At 47.5% G+C, this 13,341-nt stretch carries 12 protein-coding genes; 7 read left to right on the forward strand and 5 right to left on the reverse strand.

The annotated features are described in order from the left end of the window. The first annotated feature begins 63 nt into the window (after nt 1–63). The 4 genes from ppdK to QHH26_06775 all read left to right on the forward strand — a co-directional run bounded on the left by ppdK (nt 64) and on the right by QHH26_06775 (nt 5,036). Nucleotides 64–2,745: a pyruvate, phosphate dikinase gene (gene ppdK / locus QHH26_06760; GenBank protein MDH7481661.1), complete on the forward strand. Its 2,682-nt coding sequence runs from the start codon at nt 64–66 to the stop codon at nt 2,743–2,745. A 120-nt stretch (nt 2,746–2,865) separates the two neighbouring features. Further along, on the forward strand, nt 2,866–3,120 hold the full coding sequence (locus tag QHH26_06765) for a hypothetical protein (protein MDH7481662.1): 255 nt from the start codon (nt 2,866–2,868) through the stop codon (nt 3,118–3,120). A 99-nt stretch (nt 3,121–3,219) separates the two neighbouring features. Further along, nucleotides 3,220–3,918, forward strand: coding sequence for a matrixin family metalloprotease (locus tag QHH26_06770; GenBank protein ID MDH7481663.1), 699 nt, complete (start codon nt 3,220–3,222; stop codon nt 3,916–3,918). Nucleotides 3,919–4,004: 86 nt separating this feature from the next. Further along, nucleotides 4,005–5,036 carry a bifunctional UDP-sugar hydrolase/5'-nucleotidase gene (locus QHH26_06775; GenBank protein MDH7481664.1) on the forward strand — a complete coding sequence of 344 codons (1,032 nt, stop codon included), beginning with the start codon at nt 4,005–4,007 and terminating at the stop codon, nt 5,034–5,036. Nucleotides 5,037–5,100: 64 nt separating this feature from the next. Here QHH26_06775 and QHH26_06780 read toward each other — a convergent pair whose 3' ends face one another. From QHH26_06780 to QHH26_06790, 3 genes are all read right to left on the reverse strand, one after another. Continuing rightward, a complete protein-coding gene (locus QHH26_06780; GenBank protein ID MDH7481665.1) occupies nt 5,101–5,595 on the reverse strand; it encodes a DUF892 family protein in 495 nt (164 codons plus the stop codon). A 73-nt stretch (nt 5,596–5,668) separates the two neighbouring features. After that, nucleotides 5,669–7,057, reverse strand: a complete 1,389-nt coding sequence (locus tag QHH26_06785) for a sulfatase-like hydrolase/transferase (GenBank protein MDH7481666.1) — start codon at nt 7,055–7,057, stop codon at nt 5,669–5,671. Between the two features lie 332 nt (nt 7,058–7,389). Continuing rightward, the gene (locus QHH26_06790; protein MDH7481667.1) at nt 7,390–8,877 is read right to left on the reverse strand and encodes a hypothetical protein; all 1,488 of its coding nucleotides are present in this window, start codon (nt 8,875–8,877) and stop codon (nt 7,390–7,392) included. Nucleotides 8,878–9,044: 167 nt separating this feature from the next. Here QHH26_06790 and QHH26_06795 point away from each other — a divergent pair, with 167 nt between their 5' ends. Continuing rightward, nucleotides 9,045–9,332, forward strand: a complete 288-nt coding sequence (locus tag QHH26_06795) for an antibiotic biosynthesis monooxygenase (protein ID MDH7481668.1) — start codon at nt 9,045–9,047, stop codon at nt 9,330–9,332. Between the two features lie 200 nt (nt 9,333–9,532). Here QHH26_06795 and mraZ read toward each other — a convergent pair whose 3' ends face one another. Together mraZ and QHH26_06805 are read right to left on the reverse strand one after the other, a co-directional pair. Next, nucleotides 9,533–9,961 carry a division/cell wall cluster transcriptional repressor MraZ gene (gene mraZ, locus QHH26_06800; GenBank protein ID MDH7481669.1) on the reverse strand — a complete coding sequence of 143 codons (429 nt, stop codon included), beginning with the start codon at nt 9,959–9,961 and terminating at the stop codon, nt 9,533–9,535. Between the two features lie 20 nt (nt 9,962–9,981). After that, nucleotides 9,982–10,653: a hypothetical protein gene (locus QHH26_06805; GenBank protein MDH7481670.1), complete on the reverse strand. Its 672-nt coding sequence runs from the start codon at nt 10,651–10,653 to the stop codon at nt 9,982–9,984. Nucleotides 10,654–11,100: 447 nt separating this feature from the next. Between QHH26_06805 and QHH26_06810 the strand changes: the two genes are divergently transcribed. Both QHH26_06810 and QHH26_06815 read left to right on the forward strand, forming a co-directional pair. Continuing rightward, a complete protein-coding gene (locus QHH26_06810; GenBank protein ID MDH7481671.1) occupies nt 11,101–12,552 on the forward strand; it encodes a beta-galactosidase in 1,452 nt (483 codons plus the stop codon). 61 nt (nt 12,553–12,613) lie between these two features. Beyond that, the gene (locus tag QHH26_06815; GenBank protein ID MDH7481672.1) at nt 12,614–13,309 is read left to right on the forward strand and encodes a hypothetical protein; all 696 of its coding nucleotides are present in this window, start codon (nt 12,614–12,616) and stop codon (nt 13,307–13,309) included. Nucleotides 13,310–13,341: the final 32 nt, after the last annotated feature.

The raw sequence follows: 13,341 nt of genomic DNA on the forward strand, positions 1-13,341 counted from the left end.
CCAGCATGCATCAGCTAATGATGCGCATATCCAATTTTAAATAAAAACTAAGGAGGATGACTCATGTCTAACAAGAAACGCGTTTACCTATTCCGCGAGGGCAACGCGAAGATGAGGGACCTCCTCGGCGGCAAAGGGGCCAACCTTTGTGAAATGACAAATATCGGCCTACCTGTCCCGCCCGGGTTCGTCATCACAACCGAAACATGCAACGAGTATCTCAAGCTTGGCCGCCTTCCCGATGGCCTTTGGGAAGAGGTCATGGCCGCTCTCGCCGAGGTCGAGAAGGATATGGGCAAAAAGTTGGGCGATCCAAACAACCCGCTGCTCGTATCCGTCCGCTCCGGCGCAAAGTTTTCAATGCCCGGCATGATGGACACAGTTCTCAACCTCGGTCTGAACGATGATACCCTTCAGGGGCTTATCAAGGCGACTGGCAACGAGCGCTTTGGCTATGACGCTTACCGTCGCTTTATAATGATGTTCTCCGATATCGTTCTCTCTAGCGAATATCCCAGGCTTAAAAAAGAAAACTTTGAGAAAATCTTCAACGAACTGAAAAAGAAGCTTGGAGCAAAAGTAGACACGGATGTGGATGCTGCTGGCCTTAAAGAGCTTGTCAGCCAATTCAAAGCATATTTTAAAGAGGTTACAGGGCGAGATTTTCCCAGCGATCCTCTCGAACAGCTTCGTTTGGCGATTATCGCAGTATTCAAGAGCTGGAACAACGAAAGAGCGATAATCTACAGAAACCGCGAAAAAATACCTCATGACCTTGGCACCGCCGTCAACATCCAAGCTATGGTCTTCGGAAATATGGGCGACGACAGCGGTACCGGCGTGGCATTCACACGTAACCCAGCTACCGGCGAAAACAAACTCTTCGGAGAGTTCTTAAAGAACGCCCAGGGAGAAGACGTCGTTGCCGGCGTGCGCACTCCCGAATCAATTGAGCAGATGGAACGCGAATTTCCGCATATTCATGATCAATTCCAAGAGATAGCTCGCAAACTAGAGCAGCACTATCGGGAGATGCAGGACATCGAGTTTACCATTGAAAAAGGCCGGCTTTTTATTCTTCAGTGTCGCGCTGGCAAGCGAACCGGCGTTGCGGCTGTGAAAATTGCCGTTGACATGGTAAATGAGGGACTCATCACGAAGGAGCAAGCACTTATGCGAGTTGCCCCTGAAGCGCTCGAACAGCTCCTTAACCCGAGAATCAAAGCTGCCCCCAGCGAGCGTCCAAAGCCGCTTGCCAGGGGACTTAACGCAGGGCCAGGCGGCGCTTCCGGAAGGGTAGCGCTTGATTCGAAGACGGCTATCAAAATGGCTGAAGCAGGCGAAAAAGTCATCCTTGTCCGCGAGGAAACCAACCCCGATGACCTTGGCGGCATGCTTGCTTCGGTCGGCGTTTTGACAGCGCGCGGAGGACGTACGAGCCACGCCGCCCTAGTTGCTCGCCAATATGGTATACCTACAATCTGCGGATGCAGCGCCCTCCACATAGACGAAGCTAAGCGTGAGATTCACGTAGACGGCACAGTCATCAAAGAAGGCGATGTAATTACAATCGACGGCACACTGGGCGAAGTATACAACACTGCGCTCGAAACAGAGCCTGCAAGTGTTACGGGCGATTTTGGCACCTTTATGGCATGGGTAGACGAGGTACGCAGACTCGGTGTGCGTGCAAACGCAGATACGCCAGAACATGCGGCAGATGCAGTCGCTCTCGGGGCGGAAGGCATCGGCCTATGTCGCACCGAGCATATGTTTCTCGGCGACCGCGTGCCTTTGGTGCGCGAAATGATTTTGGCTGAGGATGAAGAAACTCGCCAAAAGGCTCTTGACCGCCTCGAGCCACTCCAGCGCAAAGACTTTGTCGGCATTTTCAAAGCAATGGGCGGTCGGCCAGTTACTATCCGCCTAATTGACCCGCCACTTCATGAATTCCTTCCACCGATGGACGAATTGCTAGTCGAAGTAACCGAGCTGAGGTGCAAAGATCCAAACAACCCAGAGCTTCCGGAAAAAGAAAAACTGCTTCGAAAAGTATCGGAAATGCACGAGGCAAACCCAATGCTCGGACTACGAGGATGTCGCCTCTCAATTTACTTCCCCGGTATCGTGAGCATGCAGACTGCCGCAATCATAGGCGCGGCATGCGAAGTCAAGAAAGAGGGCATAGACGTTCATCCAGAAATAATGATACCACTGGTGGGAGTTGTGAACGAGCTGGTTTGGATAAAAGAGAGGCTCGATAAAGTCGCAAAAGATACGATGGCAAAAGAAGGAATAGAAGTGGATTATTCGTTTGGCACAATGATTGAAGTCCCGCGCGCTGCTTTAACCGCTGATGAGATAGCAAAGGAAGCTGCGTTCTTCAGCTTCGGGACAAACGACCTTACTCAAATGGGTTACGGCATCTCGCGCGATGACGCTGGCCGATTCCTGCCAGTCTATCTCAAGGAAGGTATTTTCAAAACCGACCCAACAGAGACCATCGACCAAAAAGGCATCGGCCGAATGATGAAGATATGCGTGGAAGATGCAAAAGCCGTCAACCCGAACATTAAGTTGGGCATTTGCGGAGAGCACGGCGGTGAGCCAGAAAGCGTGAAATTCTGTCATAAAATTGGCCTTAATTACGTATCGTGCTCGCCAAGGCGCATCCCTGTTGCCCGCCTAGCCGCCGCACAAGCAGTTATTGAGGAGCGCGGCGGAGGCGAAGCCCGAGATAAATAAGCCGAAAGTAAGAAACTAGGAATAAAAACCAAGGGCGGGCCTTCTTACCCGCCCTTTTCTTCAAATATAGGTCAATAAAAGCTAAAAACAACACACAGAGGGTTCAAGTAAACAATAACCATGAGCATCTTTGAAATGATTATGCTTCTATGCTTCGGAGCAAGTTGGCCATTTTCCCTATACAAGACAATCAAAACGAAAAATGTTGGCGGAAAAAGCGCTATTTTCCTAACGCTTATCACCATCGGCTATCTTTCCGGCATAGCTCACAAAATAATCTACAACCCAGACCCTGTAATTGCTCTATATGCTCTGAATGCAATTATGGTCGGCGCTGATTTGGCTCTTTGGATGCGATACCGCAATCAAACCTAACCAATTTTTGTTTTTCTATTGCCCTTAACATCAAATATCTGGTACACTTTGAGCGGTGGCAGGGATAGCCCTGGAAAGATTCCTTATTGCTGAGAAAAAATGTCTAAGCGCATACCGAGAAGCTTTCTCGCAATCGCCCTCTTTGTAATACTGCCATACCTTGCTGGGTGTGGCGGAGGCAGTTCAACTCCCCCACCAATAAACGACCAGTTATTTGTGCCAAATTATGTGTCTTCGCTCGAAGGCCTTTTTCATTGGAACCATTTGCCAATGACTGTTGCTGTCTACCTTCCAACTAACTGGGCGCAGATTTACCCATCGAATCAGAACCTTTACATTGATGCAGCAAACGAGTGGAACCAGCCCGGAATGCAACCTCTAGTCAAAGTCGTGCCTCCAGGGAGCCCAGCCGATGCCACTATTACATTTGTCAAACAGAGCGAGCTCGGAGGCAATACCCTTGGTCGCACGGAATGTAAGGTCGATTCGTCAAATACCCTTCACTCAGCTTCAATTAAGATTGCAATTGACTTGCCTAGTGGAGGGTATGCATCCTCTGCTGACGTTCAAGAGACAATAGCCCATGAGCTTGGCCATGCGCTAGGAATTTATGGACACAGTCCATACCCTGAGGATTTGCTTTATTCAACGATAACTCTCGGCAAGCCACAAACCGTTACAATCCGAGACCTAAACACTATTATGACCGCCTATCCATCGTATTTTGGCCGCACCCTCACACTCTCAGAACCCAGCCGCTCGATGCCAAGCACCATACGTACTGTAACCATTGAATAAGTTACGCAGCCCTTGCACAAAAATCGGTTTTCTACATATAATGCACATGGAAAACTGCTAAATTATCATGACATTCGGAGGTAAAATTGAGGTCTAAACGCAATATCTGCTTCTTACTCTTCGTTCTCTTAATTATCTCGGCCGCTACCGCATCTGCTGAAAAACCACGATATTTAGAAATTACGTTCATTTCCACAAATGATTTGCACTTGCATGACTTGCCATTCACTTTGCCAGCTGACGCGAAAAGTAACAGACCCGCAATAGAAGATGTAGGCGGCATGGCTCGTATAGCTACTATTATCAACAAAACACGTGCTGAGAAACGAACACCAGTTCTTGTCGTTGATTCTGGCGATACCACCCACGGCTCCGGCGCCCTGGCAAGAGCCTTCCGTGGCGGCTCGATTGTGGCTGTAATGAATGCAATTGGCTATGATGCGATGGTACCTGGAAATCATGACTTCCAGTGGCACTCAGGTGATTTGCTTAGGAACCTGCGTGAATCGACATTTCCTTGGGTCTGCGCAAACGTTGTCTATAAGGACACCGGTAAACCGTTTACAGAACCATACGTAATCAAGGAAGTTGATGGCGTAAGGATAGCAATTTTTGGGCTCACAAACAACCTAGTGGAAACACAGCCTAATATATATTTATCTGGCCCCGAGCTTGGATTAAAGGCGCTTGACCCAACAGAAGTAGCCTCAAAGCTTGTACCAGAACTCAGAGAGAAAGCCGATATAGTTGTATTATTGAGTCACCTCGGATTTTCAAAAGACAAAGCCCTTGCAAAAGCGGTTCCCGGTATTGATATTATTCTTGGCGGCCACACCCACACCAAACTCGACAAACCAGAAATGACCGCTGTCGGCCAGCCAACTGCGTTTTGGATAGGGGCTGTTCCAATCACACAAGCATGGTACTACGGAATATATGTCGGGAAAACGCGCCTCATTTTCCATCGAGACAGAACTACAAACCGCTACACCTTAATGAGTTGTAAAGGAGAGCTAGTGCCCATCAACAACTCAATCCCAGAAGACCCAAAAATCACAGGGATAATCCGCAATTTCCAAAAGCGCATTCCCAAACCCCCGGCTCCTGCAAGTAAGTAATGACGAGGGCGGGAATAACCCGCCCTTTGACTCTTATCTCTGCAACTGTGGGTTGTGGTTTTACTTAGGCCGCTATCGCCTTAGATGCAATTATTCCAACGGCAAGCGAAGTTAACTCATTGTCAATCTTTTGCTCATCATACAATGCGTCTGCCATCATGCTAGCTATGTTCTGCATGCCAAGCTTATCGGCGAAGATTCGCATATTACTATAGGCCGCAATCTCATAGTGCTTCATCTTTTGAACCTCGGAAATTATGGCTGCGTCCTTAACTTCCGGGTCCGCCGCATGCTCGACCATATAGTCCGCCTGCTTAATTAGTCCTTCCATGCCCTTGCATTCCTCAACCTCAAGAGGCTGACCCATCATCATAAATGCTTGTCGGAGCCTCTCCACCTGCTTTTGGGAATCGTTGGCAAAGCTTTGGAGGCTGTCCTTCAAGCAACCATTCGAAGCCTCGGCCGCCAGCTTTGAAAGCTCATTACCGAGCATTTGCTCTGCTGTATATAAGTCCCTCATCTCTTCCCAGAAAAGATCGTTCATCGTCTTTAGATGCATAGCAATCCCTCCGCGGAAATTTTCCTGCTGAAGGATACCCATGATTAGCATATGCGAAACTGAAAACAGCCTACTAATCCACTCTCCCCGGCGGCCTGCGGTTTTTGCCAATTGCACCCGTCAATGAATCACCAAGGTCTTCACGAGCGCGTTCGGCATATGCTTGCAGGCGCTTGACGATGGTTGGGTACATAGCCGAGACATCGGTTGTCTCACTAATATCTTCTTCCAAATTATAAAGAGAAAGAGGTATATTCTCCTTTGTGCCTACTTCCTGCCTAGATAGCACAAGCTTCCACTTGCCGCACCGTATGGCTTCTAGCCGCTCGACGCGATACATATAAAACACCTCGTACGGCGAAATCGCATCCTTATCGCCCCTCATGAGTGGCCAAATATCTTTGCCATCAATGACACGGTCACTTGGCACATGGGTTCCTGCAAGCCGCGCGAAGGTGGGCAAAAAATCCATAACAGTCGCAAGCTCATTGCAAGTCGTTCCAGCAGGAATTCGTCCAGGCCAGCGCATTATGCAAGGCACACGCATTCCACCCTCCCAGGTTGACCCCTTGCCATTGCGCAGGGGGAATGCAGAACCGCCGTGGTCTTTCTTTGCCAGCCACGGACCGTTATCGGAGGTAAAGACAACTAATGTGTTTTTATCCAATCCAAGCTTTGCAAGCGTATCTAATATTTCGCCAGTGCTCCAATCAATGCACTCGACAACGTCGCCATACAGCCCTCTTTTTGACTTGCCTGCAAACTTTTCTGAGACATGGAGCGGAACGTGTGGGAAGGTGTGCGCAAGATATAAGAAAAATGGCCGGTCCTTGTTCTCCTTAATAAATCTGACTGCCTCGGCAGTGTAGCGCTCGGTAAGAGTTTCTTGCACTGCAGGCTGCTCGATAATCTTCTCATTTCGAATTAGCGGCACAGGAAAACCATTATATGACATGTCATTGCTGTAAGGAAGGCCAAAATAATAGTCAAAACTGTGTCGAGTCGGAAGAAACTGTTTCTGCCAGCCAAGATGCCATTTGCCAATGCATGCCGTCGCATAACCTCGAGATTTCAACAACTCGGCAATGGTTGTTTCATCCGAGCTGATGCCTATCTTACTATGATAGTTGATGACTGCAGGGAGTCCTACTCGCAGCGGATAACATCCGGTCATGAGGGAGGCGCGCGTAGGCGTGCATACCGGTGCGCTTGTATGAAAGTCAGTGAACCGCATTCCCTCAGCTGCCATTCGGTCAAGCCTTGGCGTGCGAATCAACTCAGAGCCATAACAACTTAGGTCATTGTAACCTAGGTCGTCAGCCAATATAACAATAAAATTCGGCAGCCTTTCAGCATCTGCCCGAGCGTCGGTTGAAAAGCCATTTAATCCTAGTAATGCAGCTCCTGCCAACGACGTTCTGAGGAAATCCCTTCGCGAAACTTGTCGGTCGGCTTTTGACATTCCATTCACCCCTTAATTCTTTGATTGCCCAGAGTAAAACCCTGAAGGATTTGAAACGTATCTAATGCTCCTCTGATTAGTATCATCATCCACGGCACATCCAACGTAGGCCAATATACTAACCCTGATAGGGAAATAATACAAGCATCTTATAAAAATGCCTCTCATTGGAACCAATTACAGCATCAAAGATCCAAAAAGGTTGCTTTTTCATACAAACGCCAAGTGGATGTGTCTCCCTGCAAGGTTGTGGTTCAGCAAGAACATCCCCAATTGCCCAACTTTGCAGAAGCCTTTTATCAATTCGTACGCGCCAGGAAGTGGAATTGAGTTTAATGCAATTTCCTGTTGTCCCAGTCCTTGCTTGTGTCTATATCCACCGGAATGTAGGAATAAATATCGGCGTTTTTGAGGAAAAAGCGTATCTTCTTGTCTGCGTTTTTATATTTGTTAGTAAATGTTTCATTCTTCCATGAAAGAACATGGCGGACATCATCGCCTCTAAAAGGAATACACTGGTCTCTCGAGAATCCTGGAATCACATTGTTGTTTCTGTCTAGCAACTCTGCAACCACATAGCCATTTGGGCCAACCTTTGCGTTAATTACCACCTTCGGTGTTTTGAATACCTCGCGGCGGCTTATAAACCATCCTTCATTTTCGTCGGCATGCATGGAGCAAAAGCCATCTAGCCTAAGTGTAGCAAGCCCGATTGCAGCACATTCCCCACCTTCATCATCATGAATCCTGTTATGGCCGCCATAGTAGAAGTAGAGCTTATCGCCAACAATTACAGGAGCGCGAGCAGTATAAATGCCCTTGGAGTCAAAGCTTCCCTCTGGTCCAAGGGCAATAAAAGGCTTACGTTCGGGTGTTCGCGTCCAAGTTATCAGGTCCCAGCTCCAAGCAAGCTGTACGTCCACTGTCCTTGGACTGCCCTCCTGCGCTTCATACATTTGCTCAGGTTTTTCGTATTTCCCGTATTTGATGAACCTAGCATGGTAGATCCATGGGAGGCCAATATATAGACCCTGGTAGGGAAATACTGGCATGCCGTAGATTTGAGTAGCATCTGGGTCAAGATCGTCTGCGCCAAATACTGCACTATCAATCGGCTTCTTCCAATCTAAGCCGTTTTCAGAAAAAACGACACCGACTGCCCTGTGTCTGCGGTTGTGAGTCTTATACGTTGCAGCCCATCTTTCTTCATAAGGATCCCAGAAAAAGTTGATTACGTCTGAGGATTTAAAAAGGGGCGACGTTGTTGCATCATGCCAATGTATGCCGTCGGAAGAATACGTTAGGTGCGGCCCAATACCCCGACCATAGCCATACATGACCCAGCTGGAGTCGGAAAGCTTAAACACAGACGGAATATGGAAGCTCTCGTTGGTCTCGACGATGTTGTTTGCTTTCGACCCGTCACATTCCACAACGCCGAGATTTGGTTTTGTCCATCTTATACCATCATTGGACTCAGCATAGCACACAAAACCCCTTGTTGGTCCACTAATGTTGCCGATAGCTTGGTACCACATTTTGAGCTTCCCCTCATCGTGCATTATTGTCCCGTAGAGATAGGGCCCCCATTCCTCCCACGGCTTATCCTTTCGTATTATTGGATTGCCCTCGTGCTTTTCAGCCGAGTGGAAAACTCGCGCTAGGCCCGATGATTCCTCAACTACCATAGCGTCTAGAAATAGACGGCGAAATGGTGGTTTTCCCGCAAGTTGCTCATCATACTTTGGTTTTGGTATCTCTGCGCATGCGGACATTGCAACTGCAAGAAGAATGACTACGCCAAGCAAGAAATTACTCATCAATAAGACCTCCGAATAACCATAAGGTGCTTATTTCATTGTATGGAATATGGGCTGAAGAGTCAACAAAGAAGGAAAGCTTAGAAAATTGGAGTAAAATGAAGTACTGGCATATTTAAAAGTCACCAGCCTGCCACCTTAATATTGTTTTTTAAGGGGTTGATGCTATGTACGTAACTCTTGTTCATGTTCATGTTAAGCCGGAGAATATCCAGGATTTTATCAAGGCCTCCCTTGAAAACGCACGTGAGTCTGTAAAAGAACCCGGCAACGTACGATTTGATGTGCTACAGCTTGAGGATGACCCTTCCCGATTTATCCTCTATGAAGCTTACAAAACTGCCGAGGATGCTGCTGCCCACAAAAACACACCTCACTATTTGAAGTGGCGGGAAACAGTAGCAGACTGGATGGCCGAACCACGGAAGGGGATTGTGTATAGAGGCCTTGAGTAAAGTATCATGCGCAAGATTCTTTACTAAATTAAGCCGTCCCAATCAGCAACAGGGTTGTTTTTCAAAGATAAAAAAGCCGGGCGGGCAGCGCAAGGGGAGCATAAAAAACATCCCGCCCGGTATAACGTAGTATGACGCAGGTAGTTTTCGATTGTTTGCTTTTTATATTATGTGTCCTCCGATTCGGGCAAGCTTCAACGTTAGCCTAGTTCCAAACTCTCACCTATTCTCTGAATTTCCTCATCAGTCAACTCGCGATTGAATGCTTCCCAACGGTCGGCGGACCAAATCTCAATTTTATTCGTGAGCCCCACGATCCATATATCTCCGTCGATTCCCGCGTAATCCCTAAGGTTCTGGGGAATCAAAATCCTTCCCTGGCCATCCGGTATACACTCGACCGCGGAGCCCACGAAAAACCTTTCAAGCTTAAGCGCCTGGGAGGCAAGGAGTGATTTTGGTGCAAGCGCCTGTTGGAATTGTCTCCACTGTTCATCAGAAAGTACCCACAGGCATCCATGCATCCCTTTCGTAATGTAGAACCTCTCACCAAGCCTTGCCCTGAACTTAGCAGGGATTACTGTTCTACCCTTGCTGTCAACAGAATGTGCGTATGCTCCTGAAAACAAGGGTTTGCCCCCCGAAAAGTTTATCCCATGGCTGACTGCTGGTCAGCATCAGACATTATCTTGAAAGCAAGGTATTTTCCGCGTGGTTTGCTTCCAATTGTATGCTTTCGTCGCAAAGGTTTCCTAACAATATTCATCCCCAGCAAAGAACCAAAATTACGTCTGTCAGCCTGAAGGAGGGAAATCAGAAACTCTTTGCTGGGGCTATCACCCCATTCAGCTGTGCAACTGGCACAGTATGTGCGTGAAGCGATTATCGTGCCGCGCTCATCCAATAGGTTCACGATAGTACTGGGAAAAGGATCATATTTTCCGCAAATATCGCAGGTGGGTATTTTTAGCATTTTTCCGCCATAGTCCCTGCATAATTCGCGGCAAAGTTCGAACATGCATTGTTCAATCGGCTTTTGTCGTATTACAAAACCGTGGTAACGAGATGTGATTACTTTGTATATCTGGTCTAGGAGGAGGTTTTGCTCTTGGTCACGTGCCCTTACCGCATAGCCCATTAGCCTGCCTGTACAAAGTTGCACAACATCAACCGCTGACGCGAACTCCTTAAATAGGACCGCTATCTCTTTGCTTTCCTCGGCGTTCTGAGCCTCGACCATGTACATGGCCGTCAGACCTGCCGGCTGAGTTTCTACCTGGATGTCGGTGACCACACCTTCTGGTATCGTGAGAGGTGCCATCAAAATTTGTCCTCCCTTTCTTTACATTGGCCGAGTCAGGTCATTATTGGTCGTTTGTGGAACAATTTACCACTTTCCACCACCTATCACCCCAATTCTATGCCTGGTACGGCAAATTGTCAATGTCGGTAATTGCAAAACTTTGTGAACTTTCTGCGAACAAGGCCAGAAAAAGCAGAGGATATTTACAATCATCAAAGTCTTCGCCTGATAATTTTGGTTATATCTGGAGCTGTGAGTTAGCTTTAATAAACCTTGGTGAAAACGCCTAAGTTCGCTTCTCGGTCTGTTCCCAACCCATTCCAAAAGCCTTTAGATAAATCACCGTTGAAATTTGTCGCCTTGACCTGCTCTTAAACGCATGGTAGAATGCCAGTAATTATACGGGGCCGGCTGCGTTATCGACAGCTTATAAAGCTTTTGCCGTACGTGCAGGAGGATGATTGCATGAAATCCCTAATCATTAAAACCGCCCTTTGCCTATTTTCCTTGAACATTGCTTTGTCTGTTTTCGCAGGACCAATCAGACCCCAGGATCCATTGAGGCTACCAGATGGACAACTCTTAAAGTCAATATACTTCTTCGGTCATTGGTGGGACCCTTGGAAGAGCGACGATGCAATCCTTGCCGCCGAACTCAAGAAAATTAAGGACCTTGGGTTCAATACAATTTGCGTAGACCACGAAGTAAGTCAAGCGGTAGATAGGGATTGGTACTGGCTTGACCGCGAATACAAGTTGGCTGGGCAAGAGAAAGTTTATATATTACCCTGGCTTCAACTCCAGGCTGTAGACCGCCAAAACTTAATGAAATTCTCGCATTTACAGCTCAAGCCAGCGGTTAATCAAGACAAGCAGGTAGAAGAAGGCTGCATTTTATTCCAAGATGGCGAATTCAGAAAAGCACTCGCGCATTATGTGTCAGTATATCTAGACAGATATGGCAATGACCCCTCCTTGCTACGTGTGAAGGTCGGTGGGAAGCTCCTTCCGGTAGTGGGCTTATGTGTTGAGACTGGCTGGCGGAATGAACAAGGGCTACCCCTTTCTTTCGACGAAGAGACAAATGCATATTTCCGCAAATGGATGCGCTCGTCATATCACGACTTAGCTGAATTAAACAAAAAATGGGGGACAAACTACAAAAGCTTCGATGAGATTGACCCCTGCGATAAGACAATCTTTAATTATGCATTCGAAGATAAGCAAAACATGCCAATGGCTGTGCGCGAACATGTAACGTTCAGGGCACGCCTAATTGCTGATGCACTTGCGGATGTCGCCCAACGCGTTAAGAAAAAGCACAAGGATGTCCTCTTCCTCGCCGAAGTTGCCTATCCTTTTAGTATCGACCACCCTGATGCGAATGTCTTTCGCTGGAACAATGCAAACCTAGCTCGAATTGTGAATTTCGCCGACATTGTCATGATTCGCACTGTCGGAAATATGTCGTCTGGTGCGGTGAAAAAAGAACAAGACCTCTTGATACTTGACGGAAAGAAACTAATACTTGCTTACAGATTCTTCGGAGATTCAACCCCTGAAAGAGCGGCAGCATTTGCAGTCGACTGTGCTATATCAGCAAATGGCTTAGGTTATTACAATTGGAACGAGATGAGCGACAGCTCATCAGCAATCTATGACAAACCTGACCGCCAGGGATTTGCTCGGCTAATGAATTTTACCTATGATATGATATATGACCCCAGCCGGCGTGAAGCCGCTCCCTCAGCGCCGATTACTACTGACACGTCAACACCGCCCGATAACTCTGCCGAGCTGGCAACTGAGTCTGCTCCTGTGCCTGCAGAGCCTGCTAATCCTGACGCACCTTCCGAGACTGCTACGCCGCCTGAAGCGCCGGTTGCTCCCGCGCCTATAACGCCGCCGGCACCATAGGGATAGCTGAGAAATTAGAAAATGCTTTATTAATTAGCAGATTTCATAAGGGCAGTGGAACATGAAACAGGTCATCGAAGGACCAAAACGACGAGAAAAACTACCAGACTTAATGGAGGGCTATTTCTTTGGGCTTGGTGAAGTATGCCATAGGCTATTCGGTGCGAAAGGCGAAGAAGCAATGTATTTAGCCATTGGGAGCTTCTTTCTGCGTTATATTGAAGAAAAGATGAAAGTGTCTTTCCGCGATCCCGACCCTTGGAAGCTGTACTGCAATCTTATAAAATTTGCTACATCATGCGGTTTCTTTTCCAAAATCGAGCTTGAAGATTTACCTAACAATAGATATCGAATGGTTGAATACAATCAGTTCGGCGGCAAAATATGGAACGAACAAAAATCTTGGGAGAGAGGAACCGCCCCATGCCCACTTTGGGCATTGATTTTAGCTGCACTAGCTGAAAGCGGCTACAAAGTTATTGTGGAATCCGGTCAGTATATCGAAGAAATAAATGGATATGAAAGCATACTTCGGTTTGAAAAAATAAGAAAGCCTCAAGCAGATCTCCTTGAGCTTACCCAGAAAAGGCTCCTTGGCTCAATGCTTACGTTTTGTTGTGTTTGTGGCAAGATTCGCCGCTCCGATGGCCAATGGGTCTCACCAGAGGCTTACCTCGGTAATGAACACGACATCGCTATCTCACACGGCTATTGTCCCCAATGTTACGAAGAGGGGAAAGCACGGATTAAAATTTAAAAATTGCTTTCTGTGTCCATTGTCCGAGCGAC

The organism is Armatimonadota bacterium, from assembly GCA_029907255.1.
Taxonomy (GTDB): domain Bacteria; phylum Armatimonadota; class UBA5829; order DTJY01; family DTJY01; genus JAIMAU01.